We start from the raw sequence: 25,052 nt of genomic DNA, 5'->3' as shown, positions 1-25,052 counted from the left end.
TATGCGGGTGGTATGTGCGAGTGGCGTGCTCCGGCGGTGTATGCGGGTGGTATGTGCGAGTGGCGTGCTCCGGCGGTGTGCGAGCGGTGCTACTCGAGTGGCTGGACGTCAGTGACCGTTCCAACGCCCTTGCTCCGGCCCTCGCGGAAGACGAACTTCTGGCCCTCCTCGACGAGGTACGGGCGGAACTTGAATCGGACAGTGGTTTCGCCCGTATCGCCCGGCAGGAGTCGGCCTTCGTCGGGGTGGAACGCGGCCGCCTCGCCGATCGTCTCGAGGTGGACGACGGGTTCGTAGCCGTCGCCGATCCGGGTCGGGTGGTTGAGCACCATGACTTCGGCCTCGAACTCGCGGACCGGATCCGGGTCGGCGTCTCGCGGAAGGAGGACCATGCCGCGTTCGATTGCGCTCTCTTTGATACCCTTGAGCGCGATGCCGACGATGCGGCCGGCCTGTGCCTGGTCGACCCGGTGGTAGTGCATCTCGATCGAACGGACTTCGACCTCCTGGAAGCGGCCGTCCGGCATCGGCCCGATCAGGAGTTCGTCGCCGGCCTCGACCTCGCCGGACTTGACAGTTCCCGAGGCGACCGCGCCGACGCCGGTCACCGAGTAGCTGCGGTCGACGTACATCCGGAACTCGCCGGTGTCCTGTGAGGTCTTGGGGAGATGGTCGAAGAGTTCGTCGAGCGTGTCGAGGCCGTCCATCGTGATCGCGCTGGTCTCGACGATCGGAACGACGCGTTCGCCGATCTCCTCGAGTGCGGTGTCGACGCCGTGGCGGGCGACGCGAAGCGGTGACTTTTCGACCTCCCGAAGGAGTCTCTCGACTTCGCGTTCGACGTCCTCGACGCGTTCGTCGCTGACCGCGTCAGTTTTCGTAATTGCGACGATCGTCGGGAGTTCGGTCGCGAGCAGGACGCCAAGATGCTCTCGAGTCGTTCGGGTCGGTCCGTCATCGGCGGCGACGACCAGCAGTCCGTAGTCGAGTTTCTGCCCGACGAGGCCGCGAATCGTCGTTCGGAGCCACGGCTCGTGGCCGACGGTGTCGACGAACGAGACCAGCCGATCCGCCTCTTCGACCACGCCTGCGCGGTCTGCCTTCCGGTTCGGGTTGCGAACGCGGACGGGACCGTCCTCGTCGAAGCCGTAGACTGCGTAGGAGAGGTCCGCCGAGAGCCCACGCTCGACTTCGTGGGGCTGGACGTCGAGATACGATCGCGTCGCCCCGTCACCGTCGTCCGGGTTTCCGGTGACGAGTGAGCCCACGAGCGTACTTTTGCCGTGGTCGACGTGCCCCGCCGTACCGACGACGACGTGTTCGTCGTCCGTCTCGAGGACGCTGCCTTCGTTGATCGTCGCGACGCCGACGAGTCCCTGATTAATGCCCCAGGTCTGGACATCGTCGATGTGAGCGTCAGCCTCCTCGGCGAGCAACGAGAGAACATCCATCGTCTCGGAGAAGGTAGTGGGATTGACCCCGGCGAGTCCGCCATCGTCCGTCACGCCGACGACGTACGTCGCCTCTCCGTCACCGGAGAGCAATCGGTGTCGAAGCTGGGCCGCCAGGCTCTCGCGTCGCCCACTCTCGAGATGAACGTCACGTGAAAGCCGTTCCTTGAATTCGACGCTGCCACCGTCCTGTTCGCCACGGTCCAGGGCTCGCTCGAGAAGAGCCCGGTCACGGCTCATACCAACCGGTAGCGGGCCACACGCCAAAAGCTTTCTCGTCCCTGGTTACCAATTGCCACACATAGAGGGATGACGCCGGCTCCAGTTTCAAGATGCTCGAACCCCTACTGTCCGTATGAGCGTCAGCGGCCTCTGTCAGATCTGCGAATCGCGCCCGGCCCAGGAGCGCTGTGACAACTGTGGAACGCTCGCCTGCGAACAGCACTACGAGCGACGCCTGAGCCTCTGTGCTGACTGTGCCGCACAGGCCCAGCCAGGCAAGGACCCAAACTCGGACGATGTCGATGTTCACCGCTTCTGAGGACTCGCATCCGTGACCTCAATCCGAAACCAACTCGAGTCCGCCGTCGGCGTCGGCAAGCGATTCTGCGTCACCCTCGAGGAGCGCGACGGAGAGTTCGTCGCTCCCCATCCACTCGAGTCCAGCCCGCTTCCGATCGTCGTTTCGCGTGACGAGATCGGTGCTGAGAAACTGCCTGCGGAGTCGGAGGCGGGCACTGTTCCGGTCGAGGTCGACGTTGTGGTCGAGATTACGGATCGAGTACGCGACGGGCGTGTGATCGGTCGAGTCGTCGAGTCAGACTGTGGTGGCGTGGAATCGGACGCAGACTCGAACCCGGACTCGAACTCGAGTACGACTCAGAACGAGTGAGCGCTACAGTTGGGTTGGAGTGGAGAGGTGTAGAAAGACCGCTGTACTGAATAGGTCGTCGCTCAGTCCCGGTACTGATTGAGCCGCTTCTTGAGTCGCTTTGCCGCCTGACCGCTCGCCGTGGCGAACTCCTCGCCATCGTTGTCTCGCGGCTCCGCCGCTCGACTGTTCGAGGCGCTTTGCGCCTCGCTATTTTCACCCGCAAAAATGATACCGCGCGAGGAGTTCACCAGCCCGACGCCGTTCGCCAGTCCGAACTCGACGGCCGCCTCGGCGTCGCCGCCCTGCGCGCCCACGCCGGGGACGAGGAACGGCAGGTCGGGCACCTGCTCGCGGAGCTCTTCGAGTTCCTCGGGTTTCGTCGCGCCGACGACGAGGCCGACGTTGTCGTTCTCGTTCCAGAGATCCGCCAGCGCGGCGACGCGTTCGTACACTGGCTCGCCGGACTCGAGTTCGAGATCCTGGATGTCCGCGCCGCCGGGATTCGACGTGCGACAGAGGATGAAGACACCCGACTCCTCGTCGGCGAGGAACGGCTGCAGGGAGTCCCGGCCCATGTAGGGGTTGACCGTGATCGCGTCGACCTTCTCGAGAATCTGAGCGTACTGGCGGGTCGTATTCCCGATATCCGCGCGCTTGGCGTCGAGCAGAACGGGCACGCCCTTGCCATGGGCGTAGGCGACGGTCTCCTCGAGTGCGGCCCAGCCGTCGGGGTCCTCGTAGAAGGCGGCGTTCGGTTTGTAGACCGCGGCGTGTTCGTGGGTCGCGTCGATGATCCGGCGATTGAACGCCCATCGCGGGAGGTCGTACTCGGCGAGGTGATCGGGAATGCGAGACAGGTCTGGATCGAGGCCGACGCTGACGACGCTGTCGACCGTGCGGATGCGGTCGTGCAGGCGGTCGAAGAAGTTCATGCAGGCGACTCCCGCCGCGAGGGTCGAAAAGCTTCCTATCCGGCCGGAGCGCGGTGAGCGCGCACGACGACCGACAGCGAATCTCTGTGAAAGGGGTGAACACCCAACATAGGTGGCCACCAAATATTTTAGACAGCATCTACTTCCGCGTGATGCTACATACACCGTGTATGGACATTCGTCGGAAGATGAAGCCACTGTTGCAGTTCGGCCGCGTTCGTGACCACGTACAGTCGACACTTCGGCGCAGAACGAGCCCCAGTACCAGCACGCAACTCTCGGCGCGTGCAGGCGGGACGACGCAGTCCGACACTGACAGCGGGGCCAGCCTCGGACTCAGGTCATTGTTCGGCGGCACCGACGCCGCCGAGACGCCGTCGCCGGAAGCAGAGTCGGCCGCCAACTCGAGAACCGGCGCGAGCGGCAATCTGTTCCAGTGTTCGACGTGCAAGTCGGTCTACATCGCCGAGGAGAAGGAAACCTGTCCCTCCTGTGAGACCGACGTCGAACAGGTCCGGTCGACGTTCGAACGTGAGTAACGCGCTGTCTGCTTAGGCTCTCTCCTGGGTCCCAGTGGCTGTCTCTGTGTTTGGTGATCGAGACTCGGCTACCGGCCACGGTCATTGTTGCTCAGGACTCGAGTACTTCGACGAGATTCCCCTCCGGATCGCGCAAGAAGAGAATCGTCGTTCCGCTGTCGGTCGTTCGGGGCTCGCTCAGTGTCGTGACCTCGTCGTCCAGATTTGCGTAGAACGAGTCGAGATCGCCGACCTGAAGGCCGATGTGGGTCGCGCCGGGCTGGTTGAGCCCTGCTGCCGGTGCGTCTCGAGCGGCGGGTTCGAACGAGACGAGTTCGATGCGGGAGCCGTTCCCATCTTGGCCTTCGAGGTGGACGAACGTGCCGCTCGCGTCCGCGACGTCGATGGCGGTGGCGAGTTCGTCGCCGGCGACACTGAACTCGTCGACGACCGAGAGACCGAGAACATCGCGGTAGAACGGGAGGACGGTGTCGAGGTCGTCGACGGTGATGCCGACGTGGTGGGCTTCGGGCTGGGAGGACGGCGCATCAGCTGGCGTCGATGGCGAGGATGATGGTGGTGATGGCGCTGGCATAGCGAAAGCCGGACAGCCCGTGCGGAAAAACGTTCGCCTCCATCGTTGCCGTCCCCGCGTTCGACGCACGCGGCTCTCCCACATCACGCCGAGCCAGTCACACCTGCCCGGACCGCTCACATGCGAGTCGACGACTTACCCGTTGGGCCGTCGACCACGCCGTATGGGCCGCATTGCACTAATCGCGCACGACGAAAAGAAACCCGCACTGATCGAGTTCGCGACGCGTCACGAGTCGACGCTCACCGACTGCGACCTCGTCGCGACCGGCACGACGGGCAAGCGGCTGCAGGAGGAGACTGACCTCGAGGTCGAACGCAAGGAGTCCGGCCCCTACGGCGGCGACCTGATGATCGGTGCCGAAGTCGCCGCGGACGAACTCGACGGCATCGTCTTCCTGCGCGACCCGCTTCGCGCCCAGCCCCACGAACCCGACATCTCGGCACTGCTGCGCATCTGTGACGTCCACGACGTTGCCCTCGCGACCAACCTCGCGTCGGCGGAGTTGCTAGTCGAGGGGTTACTCGAGTAACACTAACATTCAATTGGACGGCTGACAGGCAGACTGGCGGAGTAAATCACGGCCTACAGCTGGTGTGCAGCGCGAACCCTTTTCTGGTGGGACGAGGTATCCTGGACCGTCAATTCGGCCGTTCCGGTCGTGTGGTATGGACAGTGACCAGGTGTGTGCAGGTACCGGTGTCGGTGCGTTCAGACCGGGACGAAGTGGTCAGATCGAGTTGGGTCGACTCGAGTCGGGTGGAATTGCCTCGGTCGGTTGCACGAGGTCCTGGCTACCGGCCACCGACTACCGGCCACCAGCCACCGGCCACACACTGACACCAGCTCTCGATACCGATCATGTCGCTCGGAGGAATCGCACTCGCAACGGACTTCGCGTTGCTCATCGTCGCCGCCGCCGTTCTCAGCTACGTCGCCAGGCTGACCGGCCAGCCCACGATCGTCGCGTACATCCTGACCGGTGTCGTCGTCGGACCGATCGGGCTCGGCATCGTCGGGGAGGACCAGCTGATCGAGATCCTCTCCGAACTCGGGCTTGGCTTCCTGCTGTTCTTGCTTGGGATCGAGATGCGATTCGACGACATCAAGGAGATCATGCGCCCCGTCGGCGTAATCGCTGTCGGCCAGGCGGTGTTGCAGGCAATCGCCTCGACCGCAGTCGCACTCGCCCTCGAGTTCACACTCTTTCAATCGCTGATGCTCGCACTCGCCACGACGTTCGGCGCGACGCCGATCATCGTCAAGGTGCTCGGCGACAAGGGCGACCTCAAGACGCTGTACGGCAAGGCAGACGTCGGCATCCTCATCTTCCAGGACATCTACCTCGTGCTGGCGCTCGCGATTCTCGCCGTCGGCACCGTCGACGATACCGCCGAAATCGCTACGAGCATCGGCCGGGTGCTCATCCTGATGGCCCTCATCGGCCTCGTCGCCTATGCCGCCAGCAAGTACGTCCTTCCGTCATTACTGCGGGCGAGTGCCGCAAACAAGAGCACGCTGTTCACCGTCGGCATCGCCTGGGCGTTCGTCTTCATCTTCGCCGCGGAGGCACTCGAGTTGTCAGTCGAACTGGGCGCGTTCATCGCGGGCCTCTCGCTGGCACAGCTTCCCTACAGCACGGAACTCAAAGAGCGGATGCGACCGGCGACGAACTTCTTCATCGCCGTCTTCTTCGCGAGCATCGCGTTACAGATGGAGCGCGGCCAGTTGCTCGCCTACTGGCAGGAGGCACTGCTCGCGTGTGCGGCGCTGCTCGTGATCAACTTCGCCATCGTCTTCGGGCTGTTCTACAGCCAGCGCTTCGACATGGAAACGTCGTTCCTCGGCACCATCTCGATGTTGCAGGTGAGCGAGTTCTCCGTCGTCCTCGGGGCGCTCGCGGTCAACGAGGGATTCGTCGAGGAGGGGATCCTCGGCTTTCTCAGCCTGATGGCGCTGGTGACGATGCCGATTTCGACGTATTACGTTCGCTACAACCGAGAGATCTTCGCGCGAGTCGAGCCGTACCTTTCGCGGTTCGAGCGTGAGGACACCATCGAAGCTGCTCCCGTGGAGTACGAGGACCACGCCGTCATCGTCGGCTACAACCGATTCACCGCAGAACTCGCGACGCTACTCGAGGATACCGTCGAAGACGTGGTCGTCGTCGAGGACGGCGCGGAGTACGTCGAGGAACTTGCCGAAGGCGACCACGAGTTCATCTTCGGGAACGCCAGACACGGCGAGATCAGACAGGAGGCGAACGTCGCCGAGGCGGACGTGCTCGTAAGCGTCGCTACGCGGGACGACGTCAACCGGCGGCTGGTCGAGGAGACGCCCGAGACGATCTCGATCGTGCGAGCGACCACCGAGGAGTCAGCACAACGGCTTCGCGACGACGGTGCGGACTACGTCGTCGAGACCGCTGGGCTCGTCGGCACTGAACTCGCCGAGTTGCTCGCAACGTTCGACGACCGCGAAGCGTTCGACCAGCGGCTGGCAGAACTGTCGGAGCGAGCGCGAAGCGAAACCCTACGGGCGAACGAGTCGGTCGAGCCGACTGCTGCCAGTCGCGACGGCGGCCGGGATCGAACCCGCCACCGCGACGACGACCGGGATCGGCGAAACGACGAAAACGGGGGTGAGACCGATGTATGACGTCCTGTTCGCGCTGACGCTCATCTTCGGTATCGCGGCAGTGCTCCTGGTCGTCGCCGCACAGCGATCGTTGCCGGTGATTCCGTTCTACCTGCTCGCCGGCATCCTCGTCGGCGTCGTCATCGATGAGACGCAGTTGCTCGACCTCGCTCAGTGGGGCGTCGCCTTCCTCGTGTTCCTGTTCGGGATCCACGTCGATCTCGAGGCCGTCCGTTCGACGGGTCGAATCAGCGTCGCCGTCAGTATCCTCCAGGTCGCGGTCGTCGGCGGTCTGGCTGTCGGCGCGGGACTCGTGTTCGGCCTCGACGCGATCAACGCCGTCTACCTCGGCGTCGCCGCCGCACTGAGTTCGTCGCTCGTCGCGACCAGCTATCTCGACAGCGCGGCCGACACCCGGCCGACGTACGCCAGACTCGCCGAGTCGATCCACTTCACGGAGGACGTACTTGGCGTGCTCATCGTCCTCTCGCTGAGCGCGTTCGTCTACGCGGCAACGCCCGCCATCGAACAGTTCGCCGTCGCTGGCGGCATTCTCGCGCTCGCACTCATCATCCGGTACGCCGTCTTCCACCGGCTGACGGCCCGCCTTCGGGGCGACTCAGAAGTGATGATGCTCGTCGGCATCGCCTTCGTCGTCGGCTTCATCGCCCTCGCCGAGGCGGCGAACCTCTCGATCGTCGTCGGCGCGTTCGCCGCCGGTATCGCCGTCGCCGACGACTACCCACACTCACTCGAACTCGTCGACACCGTCGACGATCTCGAGGACTTCTTCTCGCCGATCTTCTTCGTCACGCTCGGCGCGTTGCTGACACTGCCGGGACTCGAGTCGATCGGCTACACGCTCGTCCTCCTGGTCGCCATCGTCGTTCTTAACCCGCTGCTTGCGGCCGCGTTGCTTCTTCGGGCCGGCTTCGACGGCCGCACGGCCGTGCTGACCGGCCTCACGCTCGACCAGGTGAGCATCTTCAGCCTCTTCATCGCGATCGAGGCGCTGGCAGCGGAGCAGATCGCCGCCCCCGTCTTCGAGGCGATCGTCCTCGCAGCCACGCTCTCGATGCTGCTGGCAACGTACACCGGTCGACACGCCGAGTCGATCAACCGCTGGCTCCGCGAGCGCGGCGTCATCAGCGCGCTCGGCGAATCGGTCGGGACCCGAACGTCGGTCGCCGACGACCTCTCGGATCACATCATCGTCGTCGACTTCGAACACGGCGGGCGCGAACTGGTGGACTCGAGTACGGCCCGCGAGCGAGAGCGACCACTGCTCATCATCGAGGACAATCCGGCGCTGTACGACGAGATCCAGGCGGCCTGCGAGAACTACGTCTACGGCGACGTGTTGAACGAACAGGTCTGGAAACAGGCTCGGCTCGAGGAGGCTGCGCTCGTCGTTGCGCTCACACCGCGGCGGGCACGGGCCGAAGCGGTGGCCGGACTCGAGACGGACGTGCCGCGCATCGTCCGTGTCGACACGACTGAACAGGCGGCTGAGTGTAGCGAGCGTGGGGCGAGCGGCGTCATCTATCCGGACGTGCTCGCGGCCGAACGGGTCGGTGACGACCTTGTGGCGGTTCTCGAGGGGGAGATTTCGCGCGAGGAATTGGTAGAGCGGGGACGCGGTCGAGATCGGGCTGAGAGAGGGTCGGGGTAGGGGACACGTGGGACGCTGTCGGAGTGGGAGGACACGTCCGACTGCAATATTTGCCAAGAATGGCGGAAGGGCCAGTGACAACGGACGAAAACGCATAAAGGTCGGATACACGAAAGAGTATCCGAGCTGGATTTTTGATGAGTGAAATCGCCCTCGCTGCCGACTTTGCAATTATTGTAGTGACGGCGACAACGATCGGCGTCATCGCCCGGCAGTTTGGGCAACCGACGATCATCGCGTACATTCTAACCGGGCTCATTCTCGGCCCCGTGATGTTCGACATCGTCACCGAGGAGGGACTCGTCGAACTCATGGCCGAACTCGGGCTTGGCTTCCTGCTGTTCTTGCTCGGGATGAAGATGCGATTCGACGACATTCGGGAAATCTTACGCCCGATCGTCAACATTGCCGTCTGGCAAACGATCCTCCAGACGGCGCTCGCACTCGGCGTCGCCTGGGCGCTCGGCTTCGATCCGACCGAAATCGTCATCATCGCACTGGCGACCGTCTTCGGCGCGACGCCGATCATCGTCAAGATCCTCACCGACAAGGACGAGATCACCTCGCTCCCGGGGAAGATTGACGTCGGGGTGCTCATCGTCCAGGACATCTACCTCGTCGTCGTGCTCGCACTGCTCGGCGCTGACGAACTCGGTAGCGCGAGCGAAATCGCAACCACACTCGGTGTTATCGCCGTCATGATGACCTTCATCGGGATCTTCTCCATCGCCTCCTCGCGTTATTTGCTTCCGCGGCTGTTCCGACGCATTGCGGACAACAAGGACGTCTTCCTCATCGTCGCCATCGCGTGGGCGTTCTTCTTCATTGCGATCTCCGAGCAGTTCGATCTCTCGCTCGAGGTCGGCGCGTTCCTCGCCGGGATCAGTATCGCTCAGTTGCCGTACAGCAAGGAACTCGAGGACCGGATCACGCCGATCACGGACTTCTTCATCCTCGTCTTCTTCGCGAGTATCGGCCTGCAGCTCGCGGCGGACGACCTGACCGCCTACTGGCTCGAAGCGATCATTGCCTCCGCAATCCTGATGGTCGGCAACTTCTGGATCATGTTCTACCTGATCGACCGCGAGGGATTCAGCGTCGAAACGTCGTTCCTCGGCTCGATCAACATGGTCCAGGTCAGCGAGTTCTCGCTGGTCGTCGGTGCGCTCGCAGTACAACAGGAGTTCATCGAAACCGACGTGCTCGGCTACCTCAGCCTGATGGCACTGCTGACGATGAGCCTCTCGACGTACATCATCAGCTACAACCACACCATCTACGACCGCGTTCAGCCCTGGTTCGAACGGTTCGAATCCGAAGACAAGGACGACGTCGAACTCGAGTCCCACTCGGATCACGTCATCGCGATCGGCTACGACGAAATCACTGAGCGCGTGCTGCCGAGACTCGAAGACGAGTACGGCGATGTCGTCATCATCGACCGGCAGACGGATCACATCGAAGCGCTGGAAGCGGAGGGCCAGTACGACTACATCTACGGCGACTTCCGCCACGGCGAGATCCGCAAGGAGGCGAACCTCAAGGACGCTGCCTTCGTCTTGAGTTCGACTGTGCAACCCGAAGTGAACAAGGCGCTACTCGAGGAGGCACCGGACGACGCGACGGTCTTCGTCGAGGCGGAGCGAATCGACGACGCGCGCGAACTCTACGACCGGGGTGCAGCATACGTCATCATGAGTACGTACCTGACTGCAGAACGGCTGAGCGAGTACATCGAACAGTACGTCACTGACCGGGAGGCGTTCGAGCGGTCGATCGCGGACGACATCGTCCGTATCGAACGCGGAGACGGGGCACAGTCTGCACCGTCGGACCCGTCTCGCCAGCAGGGAGGTGATGACGATGACTGATCTGATCACCTCGCTTGCGATCGTGTTCATCGCGGCCGGCTTGTTCTTGTTGATTGCGAATCAGCTGTCGCTGTCGCCGGTACCGTTCTACCTGCTCGCGGGGTTCGTCATCGGGGCCGGCGAACTCGTCGCCCAGGACCAGTTACTCGATCTCGCACAGTGGGGAATCGCGTTCCTCGTGTTCACGTTCGGGTACCGGTTCGATTTCAGCTCGGTGCAGGGGGTGCTTCGGGACGCAGAAACGGCTGCTGGTACGCAGCTGATCGTCGTGGGGCCGATCGCGTTCGTCGTCGCCACGCTGTTCGGATTCGGCACCGAGAACGCCGTCTACTTCGCGATTGCGGCGACGCTCAGTTCGACGATGGTCGGCTCCGAGGTGCTCGAACAGGAAATTCGGAACAACCTCGTCCACGGCCGACTCGCCTCGTCGGTGCACTTCTTCGACGACCTGCTCGCGATCGGACTGATCGTTATCCTCTCTGCAGACCAGTACACGACGACGCTCGTCACCTCGCAGATCGGCTTCGCCGTCCTCCTGTTGCTCGCCTCGATGCTCGTCTATCGTCACGGCTTCCCGTGGCTCGTTCGCCTTGCCGGTGACTCCGACGAACTCGTCATGATGGGGAGTATCTCCATCCTCATCGCCTTCCTCGCCGGTGCCGAACTCGCCGGTCTCTCGGCCGTCGTTGGCGCGTTCGCCGCCGGCATCGCGATCCGCAGCGACGACGTCTCCTCGCTCGGTGTCCGCAACGGTATTGCCTCCATCCGTGACTTCTTCGTCGCCATCTTCTTCGTCACGCTCGGCTCGCTCGTCACGATTCCGAGCTTCGACGTGTTCGTCATCGGGGCCACGCTCACCGCGCTCGTCCTCTTCGTCAATCCGCTCGTGATGACGCTCGCGTTCGTCTTCGAGGGGTACGACGTCCGAACCGCGTTCCTCTCGAGTTCGAGTCTCAATCAGGTGAGTGAACTCTCGCTCGTCATCGTGATCGAGGCGCTGTTACTCGGGGCCATCTCTGAGACGCTGTTCGAGGGAATCATCCTCGCTGCGGCGGCGACGATGATCCTTACGTCGGTCGTCAGACGGTACGAGGAGCCGGTCTATCGGTCGATCGTCGAACGGGTCGTCGCGGGCCGCCAGACCAGAAAGATCGACGACCGAAGCGACGTCTCCGAGGGGCTAACCAACCACATCGTCATCGTCGGCTACGGCCGACAGGGACGCCGACTCGTCGAAACCTGCGAACGACGCGACATCGACTATGTCGTCATCGAGAACGATCCCGTCCTCTGGGACGATATGCAAACGGAGTGTCGCAACTACGTCTTCGGCGACGCGCTGTCTGTCTATCCCTGGGAGAAGGCCGCCGTCGAAGACGCCTCGCTCGTGGTCTCGACTATCGATCACAGCCTCGTCTCCGAGGCAGTCCTCGATATCGACACCGACGCCGACGTGATCCTCCGCGCTGGCACCTCCGCTGAAGCGCGTGAATTGCTCGACGACGGCGCGACCTACGTGAGCGTCCCCAACGTCCTCGCCGGCGACCAACTGGACGAAATTGTCGACGCCGTCGAAGCAGACGACATTGACGCCGATGCAATCAGACAACAGCACCTCGAGATGTTCGAGACACTCGAGCGCTACGGATTCGCGAGTCGCAACGAGCGCATCTGAGCAGACGAAGACAGAATCCGAATCCGACGGCAGGTCCGACATCTGAACCTTGCTGTGGTTTTGATAGAAGGAATGTCGCTATCGATACAGTCCCGTTACCGCTACTGGAGGTGGTGCTGAATCACGTCTGCACGCAACGCCAGATCCGCCTGCCGTTCCTCGCGAAGGTCCGCGGCGGTCAGGTCGCCCTCGAGGAGCGCCTCGACGTGTTCGGCGAGTTGCTGGCCAGCGAGCAGTTCCGAGACGCTGACGTAGAGGGCACCCGCCTCAAGCAGGGCCCGTGCCTCCGACTGGTCACTTGCTCGCAACACGATGTCGGCGTCGAAATTGTAGGAAAGCAATCGTCTGGAGACTGGCGCTGACGCGACCGTCGAGAGGATGATTCGGGCATCGTCGACGTTCGCTTTCTCCCAGGTGTAGTCTTCCATCGCATCGCCGACGACCACGGCGTCAGACTCCGCCGCGACCGTCTCCCGGCGGGCCGGATCGTTCTCCACGACGACATATGGCTGGTCGAGGTCGTCACAGGTCTGGGCCAGCCGCTTGCCCTGGCGACCGTAGCCAACGATGATGACGTGATCGGAGAGCTCATCTGGGACGTTGCTCCACGCGTCGATTTTGCCGTGTGCACTCGGAAGGAGTCCCCGCTTTACGAGCGCACGGTAGATCTGTTCGTCGTAGCGCTGGCTCAGACTCGAGGTGACCATCGTCACCGCAGCGGCGAGGATAATCGCGTCGAACAGCGTCTCAGAGATTTGCTCCAGCAACAGCGCCTGGATTGCGATGATCAGCGCGAACTCACTGACCTGATCGATGCTGAGGGCGGTAAGCGTCGCCGTTCGTCGCTCGTAGCCTCTGAAGAGCAAGACTGCCGTCGTGATTGCCGGCTTCACGACCGCCGTCAACACGACGAGCCCACCCGCGATGAGGAGTTTGCCGACGGATTCGTCCCAGCCGGCTTCGACGAACGGGAACGTAATGAGGGCACCGACCGTCACGAAGAAAATCGCGACGAAGAAATCCCGAACCGACTCGAGTCCGTTGAACAGGCCGAGATACTCGATTGGATCGTGTCGGACCGCGAGGCCGGCGGCGAACGCACCGACGATAATCGAGATGTTGGCAGACTGGGCTGCGCCGACGAACGCCGCGAGCAGCGAGACCACGCCGAGAATCATGAGTTCGTCCGAGTCGCCAGCGAGTCGGCCGATGGCGTCGAACAGATACCGATTGACGAGGAAGGCGGCCGCGATCAGCGCGAACCCGTATCCGACGGCCATCACGACCGGACCGGCCTCGGCCGTTCCTGTGCCGAGTCCGGTTCCGAGGACGAGCACGAGCAGGATCGCGAACAGATCCTGAACGAACTGGATCGAGTTCGAAAGCCGACCGCGGACGAGGCGCGACTGGATGCCCGTTTGTACCAGCCCACGTCCGACGATCGTCGACGAGAGCGCCGCCGCAATGCCGACGTAGATCGCCTCACTGGGTGCAACACCGAGTGCAACGCTCAGTGCGTACCCGACTGAACCGACGACGAGGATCTGGGCAAGCGCGGCGAGTTCACTGTCCCAGATTACCGAGCGAACGGCGGAGATATCGATACCGACACCGAAGGAAAAGACGAGCAACGCGATACCGTACTGGGCGATTTCGAGAGTGAGCTCGTCAGGGATACCGAACGCATCCAGCCCGAAGCCGGCGGCGATGCCTGCGAGGAGGAAAAATGGCACCGTCGGCAGGTTGTACCGATTGGCCACGAGCAAGAACGGGCCGGCGACGATGAACATGATCGAGACGGCGGTGAGCAGATCACTCATCGAGACCACCTCCGCTGCCACTGTCATTGCAATCGTCAGTTCCAGGACCAGTACCAGAACCAGAACCAGAACCAGAACCAGAACCAGTTCCAGTTCCAGTTCCAGTTCCAGTTCCGGTTCCAGTTCCAACACCACCAACCCCCGGGAACGGCTCAGCACTCTCTAACAGCTCGAAATCCGACTCGAGTGCCGCCTCGAGTTCGTCGTCGCTACCCTCTTCGAGGTACGTCTCCAGATACTCTCCAAGTTTGTCGGCCGCGAGATATGGAGTCATGAGCACACAGTGAACACCGCTTTCGTAGAGCAGACGCGCGTCTTCGAGGCGCTCTGCTTCGACAAGAACCGTCGCCTTCTCGTCGACCGACTCGAGTAACACCGAGTTTACCGCCGGGTCGACCGACGACGAGAGGACGAAGTCGGCCTTCGAGACGGCGACATCCTTCCGAATCGTCGCGTTGCGGAAGTCGCCGTAGACGGCGTCGTATCCTTTCGCCTCGAGCGTCTTGATGTGTTCGACCGTTCGATCGATGACGACGACGTCGTCGTAGTGGGCCGCAATCAACGGGAGGGCGTTTCGGGTCACCTTGTCGTAGCCGATGACGACCGCGTGATCACGATACTCCTGTTTGCCGCCTTCGAAGTCGCCCTCGCTCGTAAACCGCGTGATCGTCGGCTCGAAGCGCTCGAATAGCTGGTGGCTGAACTCGATGAGGTATACGGAGACGGCCATCGTGAAGATCGCAAGCAGCGTCATGAAGCCGAGGATTTCGGGCTCGATGAAGCCACCCTCGACAGCGACAGCGGTGACGATGATCCCGAACTCGCTGACCTGGATCATGTTGATGCTGCCGAGGAACGTCGTCTCGGAGCCAAAGCCCTGCCAGTCGAGTAGTGAGAAGAAGATGAGGAACTTCACGGGCATCAACACCAGAGCAGCGATGATGGCCTCCGGGGCGTACTCAAAGAGCTGTGCCGCCTCGAGGTCGATCGCGACCGAGACGAAGAACACCATGACGAACAGGTCCGTCAGCGGGTTGACCCGGTCCTGTAACTCCTTGCTGTACGGAAGCTGTGCAATGGCCACGCCGGCCATGAACGCACCCATCTCGATCGAAAGGTACGCCGTGATCCCGAACAGGGGCTCGAGAAACAGGTTGATGTTATCGGAGACGAACACGAACAGGAACGCCCACGCGATGGCGACGAGGAAGAAGATTTCCTCGTTGTCTGCAATCCGTCGGAAGACGACCGGTAAGACCGTTCGCGAGGAGACGAGCGCCGCAATCGTCACGAGCGCAACGAGGACGAGCACGACGGCGAGCGTCGTCGCAACCTCGGCGAGGCTGTCCGGCTGTCCAGCCGCGAGGACGGCCAGGATAATGACGACAACGACGTCCTGCACGAGCAAGACACCGACATCGAGCTTTCCGTGGAGCGAGGTCGCCTCGTCCTTGTCCGTGAGCATCTTGATGACGACCGCGGTCGAACTGTACATCACCGCCAGACCGATCAACACCGACTCGATGGGACCAAAGTTGAGCGCGAACGCGAGCCCTGCGCCCACGAGAAAGACCGCGATCATCTGCGGGATCGAAATCTTGACGATCGGCGAGAGGACGTGACGGATCTCCTCGAGTCGCATCTTGATCCCGAGCAAGAACAGCAAGAACGCCAGTCCGAGCTCGGAGAGCAATTCAGTCAGTTCGCTGACCTCGACGATCCCGAGTGCCGCGGGTCCGATCACGACCCCAGCGAGAATGTAGGCGATGATCGTCGGTTGGCCCGTCTGTTTGGCGACGAATCCGGCGAGTGTCGCACTGAAGAGAATAATAGCGAGATCGACGGTCAGCGCAACCTCAGTAGCCATTCTGTTCGAACGATACGAGCGTAGGAAAGTAATAATGTCGAAAGGCGATACCCTGGTTGGCGATTTCGGGTGGGAAACACCAGCAGTGATCCGCACCCGTTGGGTTCGAGCAACTGACACTAGCGGTTGCTCTAGGCGGGAATTCCCCCAATACAACCTCGTTCGTCCAGTTGATCCCCGCCGTCCAGCTCACGATCGGCGAACCGCAGCCATCACCGGCACACTGTCCAGCTAGTCTGTCGTCTGGACAGCGCTGAGAACTGCCTGCACGACATCCGTCGCTTGCTTGACCTCCGCACCGCTCTCGACGAACACCAGCGTTCGCGGCGGCTGCGTCGCCTTCGGTCGAACGCGAAGGTCGGCATCGGCGGCCGCCTCAGCCGCACCGTCCTGTCCAGCGGTGAACTCGAGTCGGGCGCGATCCGGCTGGACGAACACCTGGGCGAGTTGTGTGGTGTCATCACTGCTCTCGTCTGCAGCAGTATCCACAGCTCTAGTCATCGTCACATCGTACGCACGCGTTCCATCCGCCGTCGGCTCGGCATCCTTGTCCGCGTTCGTGACGGCGAGGGACTCGAGTCCGCCGTCTTCTCGGCCGTCGAGTTCGGAGGAGAGCAGTTGTGCGATTCGGGTGCCGTCGGTGATCCGGTCCTCGACCATGAGTGAGTCTCTGGTTGCTGTTCTGGGTGTGGGGGTTAACGCTCTTTGGCTTCTGGCTTTGAGTTTGGCTTTCAACTTGACTTCTGTCTGTTGAGTAGCTCACACTCCGTCTGCGTCAGGGACGAGCGCCGAACGTGCAACCGGAACCAGGTCGTCGACGTCGAGTCCCTCGCGGCGGGCGTAGATCACTGCTGCCGTCTCGATCGTGACGCCGAGTTCGCCCTGGAGTGTGTTGATCGCCCCGACGGCCTCGTGTTTGGCCATGCCTTCGGCGACGAGCGCGTCGAGGACGCGTTCGAACGCAGAGCGCTCCGTGAGAATATCTTCGTCCGGAACGAACGCTTCCGGAATCGTCACCTCGGTGGGGTCGAACCCGGCGACGAGTTCGTTGCCATCGGGTTCGAGGAGGCCGTCCTGCGTCGCCACGTCGATCAGGCGCTTCGACTGGTCAGGCGAGAACCAGTCACGGTCGAGCGAGAGCGCGACGACGAACTCGTTCTCCTCGAGTCGGTTCGTGCCGTTCTGGACGAACGGGGCGGCGACGGCGACGCGAAGGCTCATCGGAGACGACTCTCTGGAGCGTCGAAATAACGATGGCGGTTCGGTTGTGCGCGGTCTGAACGGATGCGTTCGGCTTGCACGCGAGTCGATAGTAACAGCGGTGTCGTCAGTCAGAGGCCTGACTGCCGCCGCCACCGCTGTTTCTGCTTGCACGGGACGGTGGCGGGAACTGGGTCGGGGACGGCTCCGACTGTGGCGGCTCCGGGAGGACACAGCGGTCAGGTTCGCTGTTGACGTGCTGGTACCGTCCGGGCGCGTTCGCGAGCGGATGCGCCGGGTTCTGGTCGCTATCGATCCGGGCGGCACGAACCTCGCCGAAGCCGGTGAGTCGTGCCTGGATGCCACGCCAGTGATAGCGCGTTGCAGCCGGAATCGAGACCGGCTGTGGGGGTTCTCCATCCGGGTGGCGCGTCGCCAGAATGGTGTTGTTGACGTTGCTCGCCAGCGCGTCGTGGTCGATGAGGACACCGACAGATGCGTCTCGCGGCGCGCGTGCGGCGAGTACGTCAAGTCCGAGGTGAAGTGCTCGGTACTCGGCGACGTTGTTGTCCGGCGGCGTATCCGCGGTCGCAACTCTGGCGACACGGGTGCCGTCGCGCGTTTCGATGACGGCGCCGAGCCCGCCACCCGACTGGCGGAAAGACCCATCGGTAGCGACGTAGAAGTCTCGGTGATGGGTCCGCGGGGGGTGGGCGATGTGAGGCGTCGGCGACTCGTCGAACAGGTCCCGCAGTGCGGACCGGCCGTGAGCGGCCATACTCGTGGTACGGGCTGTGTCGCACTTAAACTTATGGCACGCCTCAGGGGCTGAATCGAGGTCGGTGGCCCCTTCCAGAATGTGTTCTGAAAATGTGTGTTTGTCCGCAATAACACGGGAAATGAGACACTTCCACACGAGTTATGTGATGTCGTACCAGTATATATAAATAACAGCCCTTCCATGAGTCAACGTATGCAGGGTGCCAATTATTCACTCGACCGCCGGACGCTACTACAACGAACCGGCGCAGCGACGAGTATTGCTGGTCTTGCGGCAATTGCAGGGTGTATCGACGACTCGAACGGCGATGACGACGACGAGTTCGTCGTCACGCAGGGGGAGTTCGCGACGACGGTCGACCCGAACGACCACAACGACTCACCGACGTACAACGTCTTAGATCAGGTGTACGAACCGCTCTGGGACATCACACACGACGGTGAACTCGAGCCACGAATCGTCGATGAGTGGGATCATCCCGACGACAACACGATGGAGCTGACGGTTCGAGACGACGTGACCTTCCACGAGGGCCAGGAGATGACCGCCTCGGACGTCGCGTACACGATCAATCGTGCCGTCGACGAGGACGTCGGCATCGTCAGCGAACAGGCCGACCGCTACCCCGGCGTCACCGGCGCTGAAGCCGAAGACGACACGACCGTGCTCGTCGAGCACGAGTCGGTGGCGTCGCTGGTCGAGTTCAACCTCGCCACCGTCGCGACCGTCGTCAGCGAGGAGTGGATGGAAGACCAGGACCAGCCCGCAAACGAGGAACTGAACGGAACCGGGCCGTACCAGGTTGAAGAGTACACGCCGGATCAGGACATCATTTACACGGCGTTCGACGACTACTGGGGCGATGTCCCCGATATCGACCGCGTCCGCTACCGTGCAGCAAGCGAGGCGAGCACGCGAGTCTCCGAACTCGAGACGGGCGAAAGCGACCTGATCGTCAACGTCCCGCCGACGGACACTGCAGGGATCGACGAGATCGACGACGCCGAAATTCGGACGGTCACCAGCCTCCGGAACATCTTCCTGGTCATGCCGAACGACGACGAACCGTTCGACAGCCAGGAGTTCCGCCAGGCAATGAACTACGCTGTCGACGTCGATTCTATCATCGACAACGTGCTCGACGGCTTCGGTGCGCCAAGCTCCCAGCCCGTCCCGGAGGGTGTCTTCGGCTACAACGACGAGCTGGACCCGTACCCGCACGACCCCGAGGAGGCCGAGGCACTCGTCGAGGAGAGCGGCTACGAGGACGTCGAGATCACACTCGAGTCACCCGAGGGACGCTACCTCAACGACACCGAGGTCGCGGAGACGGCAGCCCAGCAGATCGACCAGCTGGATAACGTCTCCTGTGACTTCCAGATCATCGACTTCGAGAGCCTCACCGAGGTTTCGCTCGACGGTGACCCGTCGACGTCGCCGAACTTCTTCCTCATCGGTTGGGGGAACCCGACCTACGACTCGGACTACGGACTCACGCCGTGGTTCGTCGAAGGACAGGCGTCGTACAACTTCATCGACGAGGATATCGAGGAAATGATCCTCGAGAGCCAGAGCATCGATGACCCCGACGAGCGCGAAGAGCACCTGCAGGAGGTCAACGAAGAGCTGCACGAGGCAGCACCGTGGGTCTACCTCCACCGCGAAGAGAGCATCTACGGTATTCGCTCTGACGTCGACTGGGAGCCACGCGCCGACGAGAGCATCTTCCTCGACGAAATGAGTCGGTAACTGCCGGGGACCATCCAACTGCGTTACCGATTTCGAATACACAACACATAACAGACGAGCTATCTTTAAACGACTCGTACGCACACATAGTCGATGTCTCTTGCCAAATTCCTTATTAAACGAACCTTACAGGGCATTTTCGTTATCTGGGGAGTCGTCACGATAACATTCGGCCTCCGGGCCGTCGCACCGGGTGATCCCGTCGATCTGGTCGTCGATCCGGCGACGTCGCCCGAAATACGGGAACAGGTCCGCCAGGATATGGGACTGGACGAGCCGATATACGTCCAGTACATAGACTACCTGCAGGGCATTCTCGTTGGCGACCTCGGATTCTCGTATCAGTCCCGCCGCGACGTGACCGTGATGGTCCTCGAGCGGGTGCCGGCGACACTCGAGTTAGCAATCGCCGCAACGATCGTCGCGGTCGTCATCGCGATTCCGCTTGGCGTCATCAGCGCAACCAGACGCCACGAGCCGTCCGATTACGGCGCGACGATGTTCTCGTTGGTCGGGATCAGTACGCCGAACTTCTGGCTGGGGATCATGTTGATTCTCGTCATGTCGGTCCAGTTCGGCCTGTTCCCGGTGAGCGAGCGCCCGGTCGGCTTCGTCGAAGCCGTGACCGCGCTCGTGACGACCGGCTACTTCAACGACCTGATCACCTGGTTCCGCCATATGACGCTGCCCGCACTCACGCTCGGAACGTACTTTACCGCCCTTATTACGCGACTCACTCGCAGTGGGATGGTCGACGAACTCGGAAAGCCGTACGTAACGGCGACCGAAGCAAAGGGGCTGCCGAGCGTGCTGATCAGATACAAACACGTCCTGCGAAATACGATGATCCCGATCATCACGGTGCTCGGCCTCCAGCTCGGGACGCTCATCGGTGGCGCGGTCATCACCGAGTGGGTTTTCGACTGGCCTGGGCTCGGAACGAGACTGATAAACGCCCTCTATGCCGGTGACTGGCCGGTTATTCAGGGTGTGCTCATCTTCATCGGAATCGGGTTCGTCGTGATCAACATCGTGGTCGACTCGCTGTACGCCTACCTCAACCCGCGGGTGGTTGACGAATGATTTCAGATCGCCTCAAATCGAGCCTGAAGCGGGAGTTCGACCAGAGCCTGATGGCAAAGATCGGACTCGCGATCGCGCTCGTTATCATTCTGGTCGCGACCTTTGCACCGATACTCGCAACACATCATCCGGGCCAGACCGGACACTTCGACGAGGAGGGAAGCTCCTATCCACCGATCGGATTCGACTACGAGACACACGCCTGGGAGGACGGCGACGACGGCCGTGAACGCGTCCCGCACACGGTCGAGCCAACGTCTGAGCACGTACTCGGGACGAACAACCTCGGACAGGACGTCTACTCGCGAATGCTGTTCGGTGCGCGAACGTCACTGCTCGTCGGGTTGATCGGAACCGGGCTGGCGGCTGCCTTTGGCGTGCCGTTCGGTCTGGTTGCAGGCTACTTCGGCGGGCGAACGGACGACTCCATGATGCGGGTCGCCGACATCATGCTCGCGTTCCCGTCGCTCGTCCTCGCAATCGCACTCATCGGGGTGTTCGGCAGAAGCGTCCAGTACATCCCGGACCCGATCGTCATGGCCGGGTTCGCCGACGGAATGCCCGAATACGCGGTGTTACCCGGGACCGTCACCCTCGTCGTTGCACTCGTCAACTGGGTGTGGTTCGCCCGCGTCGCCCGCGGTGAGGCGCTTGCGATACGCAACGAAGAGTACGTGAAAGCCGCACGGAGTCTCGGCGCGAGCAACTGGACCGTGCTTCGCAAGCACGTCCTGCCGAACAGTCTCACGCCGATCATCGTGCTCGCGACGATCCAGGTCGCCGCGATCATCCTCCTCGAGAGTTCGCTGTCGTACCTCGGGTTCTCCGGGACGACGCTCTCGTGGGGGTACGAGATCAGCCAGGGCCAGGACTACCTGCGAACTGCCTGGTGGATCTCGACGATTCCCGGCATCGCAATCGTCCTCGCCGTGATCAGTATCAACTTGCTCGGCGACTGGCTCCGGGACGCCCTCGACCCGAACATCGAGGGAGAGGGAGGTGTCTAACATGAGTATGACTGAGGATATTATTCGCGTCGAAGGACTCTCGACTCGCTTCTTCACGGAACAGGGACAGGTAAACGCAGTCGACGACCTCGACTTCCGGATCGAACGCGGCGAGGTCTTCGGCATCGTCGGCGAGAGTGGCAGCGGAAAGAGCGTGACCGCTCGCTCGCTCATGGATCTCATCGAGTCACCCGGTCGGATCACCGACGGGCAAATCTGGTTCAACGACGCCGAACTCGCCGAAAGCGTTGCCGAAGACAACGAGGAGGCCGTCGACGGCGACTTCGTCGACCTGCTCTCGATCACCGAACAGCAACGAACGGCGCTCCGGGGAACCTCCTTCAGCATGATCTTCCAGGACCCCGAGAGCAGTTTCAACCCGAGTCTCACCGTCGGCGAACAACTCGCCGAGGCCGTCGAGGTCCAGCAACGAGCCAGTGCGAACCCACGCTCGACGAAAGCCAAGACACAAACCTCGGACTACTCCTTTGGCAACTACCTGCTCTCGACGATGCTTCCCTCCCAGCGATTCGTCACCGAGGAGAGTCGAGAGCGAGCGATCGAGCTACTCGAGTTAGTCGGCATCCCGGACCCGGTCGAACGGGCCGACGAGTATCCACACGAGTACTCGGGTGGCATGCTCCAGCGGGCGATGATCGCCCAGGCGCTTGCGGGTGAGCCGGACGTGCTCGTCGCCGACGAGCCGACGACCGCGCTGGACGTGACGATTCAGGCCCAAATCCTCGACCTGCTCGACGAGTTGCAAGCGGAGACGGGGATGACGATCCTGCTGATCACGCACAACCTGGGTGTCGTCGCCCGAATGTGCGATCGGGTCGGTGTGATGTACGCCGGCGAGATCGTCGAGCGAGGGACACTCGAGGACGTCTTCGACGATCACGTCCATCCCTACACGAAGGGGCTGCTCGGATCGATCCCGGATCTCGAAGGGGCGGCCGGGCGGCTCCAGCCGATCGGTGGAAACGTGCCGAGTTTGCTCGACCACGAGATGGAGGATCGGTGCCACTTCGCCGACCGGTGTCCGAAGGCGATGGATCAGTGTCTCGAACATCCACCCGAGTACGCTGCATCGGGCAGTGACGACCACACTGTTCGGTGTGTGCTCGCAGAGCGGTCCTACGACGAGAGCGACGCGATTCCGGCGGGCTACTTCGACGAAACCGAACGACCGGCGGGAGACAAACACGAGGACCCAGAGCGATCGGCGGGCGAACCGCCGGAGGAACCGACGCAGCCACAGACGACGGTCGACGAATCAGGAGGTGAGTCACGATGAGTTCCGACGAGCAAGCGACGAACACAGCGAGCACAGAGACAGGGACGGACCTGTCTGGAACCGAGGCTGGCGTGGCAGACGACAGTGAAACGCACGCCACCGCAGCCGCCACGACGAGTGCCGGCGAACCACTCGTCAGCGTCCAGAACCTCGAAAAGTACTTCTGGGAGAACGACTCGCTGCTCGACCGCCTCGTCGGAGAGGACCCGGTCGCCGTCCGCGCTGTCGACGGCGTAAGCTTCGACATCTACGAGGGTGAGACGCTCGGACTCGTCGGCGAATCCGGCTGTGGAAAGTCGACGACCGGCGAAACCCTGCTGCGACTCCAGGAGTCGACTGGCGGTCGCGTCGAGTTCGAGGGCGAGAACGTCTACGAGATGGATAGCGGAGCACTCACAGACTTCCGCCAGAACGCACAGGTCGTCTTCCAGGACCCCTTCTCGAGTCTCGATCCGCGGATGACGATCGGCGACATCGTCCAGCAACCACTCGATATCCACGACGTCGGCACCACGGACGAACGCCGTGCTCGCGTTCGGGATCTCCTCGAGCGCGTCGGACTCTCGACCGACCAACTCGACCGCTATCCCCACGAGTTCTCCGGCGGCCAGCGCCAGCGCATCGGCATCGCGCGCGCACTCGCACTCGAGCCGGAGTTTCTCGTCCTCGACGAGCCGACGAGCGCACTCGACGTCTCGGTGCAGGCGCAGGTCCTGAACCTACTCGAAGACTTACAAAACGAGTTCGACCTCACCTACCTGCTCATCAGCCACGACCTCTCGGTGATTCGCCACATCTGTGACCGAGTCGCGGTGATGTACCTCGGCGAAATCGTCGAAATCGGCCCCGTCGAAGAGCTGTTCGACAACCCGAAACATCCCTACACGAAGGCCCTACTCGAGAGCGTCCCGCGGGCGACCACGGACGAACGAGAGCGCGACCGGGAAACGCTCGCGGGTGACGTGCCGTCGCCGCGCAATCCACCGAGTGGCTGTCGGTTCCGGACCCGGTGTCCGATGGTGATTCCGCCGGAAGGGATGCAAATCGAGCAGGAGACCTTCCGCGAGATTATGACCGCTCGAGAGCGCATCGAGAATCGAGACATCTCACTCGAGACGGTTGGCGGCGATCAGATCGAACTCGAGGACGGTTCGGTGCCGTCGGAGGACGTCCCGGCGTTCGTCGATCTGCTCCACGAGCGGTTGTTCGACGAGCCACTACCGCAGCGCCATCGCGAGCGGGTAGACGAGGCGTTTGCCGAACTGGCCGACACCAACTGGGAAGCAGCAGAGTCCACGCTTCGAACGGAGTACGAGACCGTCTGTGAGCGTGTTAATCCGGGTCTCGGCGAGGGAGGACACCCGGTGGCGTGTCACCTCTACGGTGAGGCAGGCGACAGTGCAAACGCGGCCGATCCAGATTCCTGGTCCTGAGAGACTCACGCTGCGATATTCTTCCAGTTCGGAGTGTTCAACGCTTCTGAATCGGATCGTGACAATCATACACATCCGGCCCAGATATCTTGACGGAGACGCCCTATAGGGCCGGAATTGCGACACACGTCCGATACCGTGAACGAACGGAACCTATCTGTATTGGCAGTAGGTGTAATACCGTCACTAGCCTGGCACAGGTATGAACCGCACTAGCGCCTCTCGGATGGAAGCGGCATGTTCGCTGCTGTCAAAATCGGAACGTCGCTACTTACTGTATCAGCTGTCGGACGGCGACCGGGCAAACATCGACAACCTCATCGACCAGATTGCCGCCTGGGAACTCGACGAAGACCGACAGGAAGACCACAACGCCGTCGACGAGGACACGCGCCAGCAGGTGTACATTTCGCTGATTCACAACCACCTGCCACGACTGGCGGACTACGAGATTATCGACTACGACCTTCGGAGCGGCGACGTCGTCCTCGATGAGGGCTTCGAGGACATCAAGCCGCTGCTCGAGCAGTTCCGGCAGACGGAGGAACATCCGGAACTGCGAACGCGGGCGACGCTGTAGCGCGTCACTA

The 25,052-nt window shown here is 62.2% G+C and carries 23 protein-coding genes; 14 read left to right on the top strand and 9 right to left on the bottom strand.

What is annotated here, in order from left to right:
• Positions 1-89 precede the first annotated feature (89 nt).
• Positions 90-1,691, bottom strand: a complete 1,602-nt coding sequence (locus NMAG_RS00950; RefSeq protein WP_012996322.1) for a GTPBP1 family GTP-binding protein — start codon at positions 1,689-1,691, stop codon at positions 90-92.
• 115 nt (positions 1,692-1,806) lie between these two features.
• Here NMAG_RS00950 and NMAG_RS00945 point away from each other — a divergent pair, with 115 nt between their 5' ends.
• Together NMAG_RS00945 and NMAG_RS00940 are read left to right on the top strand one after the other, a co-directional pair.
• Positions 1,807-1,992: a hypothetical protein gene (locus tag NMAG_RS00945; RefSeq protein ID WP_004213634.1), complete on the top strand. Its 186-nt coding sequence runs from the start codon at positions 1,807-1,809 to the stop codon at positions 1,990-1,992.
• Positions 1,993-2,004: 12 nt separating this feature from the next.
• Positions 2,005-2,343, top strand: a complete 339-nt coding sequence (locus NMAG_RS00940; protein WP_004213633.1) for a hypothetical protein — start codon at positions 2,005-2,007, stop codon at positions 2,341-2,343.
• A gap of 62 nt (positions 2,344-2,405) precedes the next feature.
• On the opposite strand, the gene pyrF is transcribed toward NMAG_RS00940, so the two are convergent.
• Entirely contained in the window at positions 2,406-3,257 is an 852-nt protein-coding gene (gene pyrF / locus NMAG_RS00935) for an orotidine-5'-phosphate decarboxylase (protein WP_004213631.1), read from the bottom strand.
• Positions 3,258-3,427: 170 nt separating this feature from the next.
• On the opposite strand from pyrF, the gene NMAG_RS00930 reads away from it, so the two are divergent.
• The gene (locus NMAG_RS00930) at positions 3,428-3,796 is read left to right on the top strand and encodes a hypothetical protein (RefSeq protein ID WP_004213629.1); all 369 of its coding nucleotides are present in this window, start codon (positions 3,428-3,430) and stop codon (positions 3,794-3,796) included.
• Positions 3,797-3,887: 91 nt separating this feature from the next.
• Here the strand turns inward: NMAG_RS00930 and NMAG_RS00925 are convergent, their stop codons facing one another.
• Positions 3,888-4,370, bottom strand: coding sequence for a VOC family protein (locus NMAG_RS00925; protein ID WP_004213627.1), 483 nt, complete (start codon positions 4,368-4,370; stop codon positions 3,888-3,890).
• Complete coding sequence (locus tag NMAG_RS22585; protein WP_257719840.1) at positions 4,324-4,452, bottom strand: hypothetical protein; 129 nt, start codon at positions 4,450-4,452, stop codon at positions 4,324-4,326. The genes NMAG_RS00925 and NMAG_RS22585 overlap by 47 nt, the downstream gene beginning before the upstream one ends.
• Positions 4,453-4,533: 81 nt before the next feature.
• On the opposite strand from NMAG_RS22585, the gene NMAG_RS00920 reads away from it, so the two are divergent.
• The 5 genes from NMAG_RS00920 (at position 4,534) to NMAG_RS00900 (ending at position 12,225) form a co-directional block, all read left to right on the top strand.
• Positions 4,534-4,902, top strand: coding sequence for a methylglyoxal synthase (locus tag NMAG_RS00920; RefSeq protein ID WP_004213625.1), 369 nt, complete (start codon positions 4,534-4,536; stop codon positions 4,900-4,902).
• Positions 4,903-5,231: 329 nt separating this feature from the next.
• A complete protein-coding gene (locus NMAG_RS00915) occupies positions 5,232-7,028 on the top strand; it encodes a cation:proton antiporter (RefSeq protein WP_004213624.1) in 1,797 nt (598 codons plus the stop codon).
• Positions 7,021-8,679: a cation:proton antiporter gene (locus NMAG_RS00910; RefSeq protein ID WP_004213622.1), complete on the top strand. Its 1,659-nt coding sequence runs from the start codon at positions 7,021-7,023 to the stop codon at positions 8,677-8,679. Before NMAG_RS00915 ends, NMAG_RS00910 begins: the two co-directional genes overlap by 8 nt.
• A 137-nt stretch (positions 8,680-8,816) precedes the next feature.
• The gene (locus NMAG_RS00905; protein ID WP_004213620.1) at positions 8,817-10,550 is read left to right on the top strand and encodes a cation:proton antiporter; all 1,734 of its coding nucleotides are present in this window, start codon (positions 8,817-8,819) and stop codon (positions 10,548-10,550) included.
• Positions 10,537-12,225, top strand: a complete 1,689-nt coding sequence (locus NMAG_RS00900) for a cation:proton antiporter (protein ID WP_004213618.1) — start codon at positions 10,537-10,539, stop codon at positions 12,223-12,225. The genes NMAG_RS00905 and NMAG_RS00900 overlap by 14 nt, the downstream gene beginning before the upstream one ends.
• Positions 12,226-12,326: 101 nt before the next feature.
• Here the strand turns inward: NMAG_RS00900 and NMAG_RS00895 are convergent, their stop codons facing one another.
• The 5 genes from NMAG_RS00895 to NMAG_RS00875 form a co-directional block, all read right to left on the bottom strand.
• Entirely contained in the window at positions 12,327-14,045 is a 1,719-nt protein-coding gene (locus NMAG_RS00895) for a cation:proton antiporter (RefSeq protein ID WP_004213616.1), read from the bottom strand.
• Entirely contained in the window at positions 14,038-15,912 is a 1,875-nt protein-coding gene (locus tag NMAG_RS00890; protein ID WP_004213614.1) for a cation:proton antiporter, read from the bottom strand. The genes NMAG_RS00895 and NMAG_RS00890 overlap by 8 nt, the downstream gene beginning before the upstream one ends.
• Before the next feature lie 231 nt (positions 15,913-16,143).
• Complete coding sequence (locus NMAG_RS00885; RefSeq protein WP_004213612.1) at positions 16,144-16,572, bottom strand: hypothetical protein; 429 nt, start codon at positions 16,570-16,572, stop codon at positions 16,144-16,146.
• Positions 16,573-16,671: 99 nt separating this feature from the next.
• A complete protein-coding gene (locus NMAG_RS00880; protein WP_004213610.1) occupies positions 16,672-17,133 on the bottom strand; it encodes a DUF2240 family protein in 462 nt (153 codons plus the stop codon).
• Positions 17,134-17,239: 106 nt separating this feature from the next.
• The gene (locus NMAG_RS00875; protein ID WP_004213608.1) at positions 17,240-17,890 is read right to left on the bottom strand and encodes a ribonuclease H family protein; all 651 of its coding nucleotides are present in this window, start codon (positions 17,888-17,890) and stop codon (positions 17,240-17,242) included.
• A gap of 195 nt (positions 17,891-18,085) precedes the next feature.
• Between NMAG_RS00875 and NMAG_RS00870 the strand changes: the two genes are divergently transcribed.
• From NMAG_RS00870 to NMAG_RS00845, 6 genes are all read left to right on the top strand, one after another.
• On the top strand, positions 18,086-19,642 hold the full coding sequence (locus tag NMAG_RS00870; protein ID WP_004213605.1) for an ABC transporter substrate-binding protein: 1,557 nt from the start codon (positions 18,086-18,088) through the stop codon (positions 19,640-19,642).
• Positions 19,643-19,735: 93 nt separating this feature from the next.
• Positions 19,736-20,725, top strand: coding sequence for an ABC transporter permease (locus tag NMAG_RS00865; RefSeq protein WP_004213604.1), 990 nt, complete (start codon positions 19,736-19,738; stop codon positions 20,723-20,725).
• Positions 20,722-21,732, top strand: coding sequence for an ABC transporter permease (locus NMAG_RS00860; protein WP_004213603.1), 1,011 nt, complete (start codon positions 20,722-20,724; stop codon positions 21,730-21,732). Before NMAG_RS00865 ends, NMAG_RS00860 begins: the two co-directional genes overlap by 4 nt.
• Positions 21,733-21,739: 7 nt before the next feature.
• Positions 21,740-23,029, top strand: a complete 1,290-nt coding sequence (locus NMAG_RS00855) for an ABC transporter ATP-binding protein (RefSeq protein ID WP_004213602.1) — start codon at positions 21,740-21,742, stop codon at positions 23,027-23,029.
• The gene (locus tag NMAG_RS00850; RefSeq protein WP_004213600.1) at positions 23,026-24,462 is read left to right on the top strand and encodes an ABC transporter ATP-binding protein; all 1,437 of its coding nucleotides are present in this window, start codon (positions 23,026-23,028) and stop codon (positions 24,460-24,462) included. The genes NMAG_RS00855 and NMAG_RS00850 overlap by 4 nt, the downstream gene beginning before the upstream one ends.
• Before the next feature lie 202 nt (positions 24,463-24,664).
• Entirely contained in the window at positions 24,665-25,042 is a 378-nt protein-coding gene (locus tag NMAG_RS00845) for a DUF7344 domain-containing protein (RefSeq protein WP_012996321.1), read from the top strand.
• Positions 25,043-25,052: the final 10 nt, after the last annotated feature.

The sequence above is a fragment of the Natrialba magadii ATCC 43099 genome, assembly GCF_000025625.1.
GTDB classification, from domain to species: domain Archaea; phylum Halobacteriota; class Halobacteria; order Halobacteriales; family Natrialbaceae; genus Natrialba; species Natrialba magadii.
The sequence above is the reverse complement of the archived record's forward strand: the minus strand, read 5'-3'. Positions and strand labels throughout refer to the sequence as shown.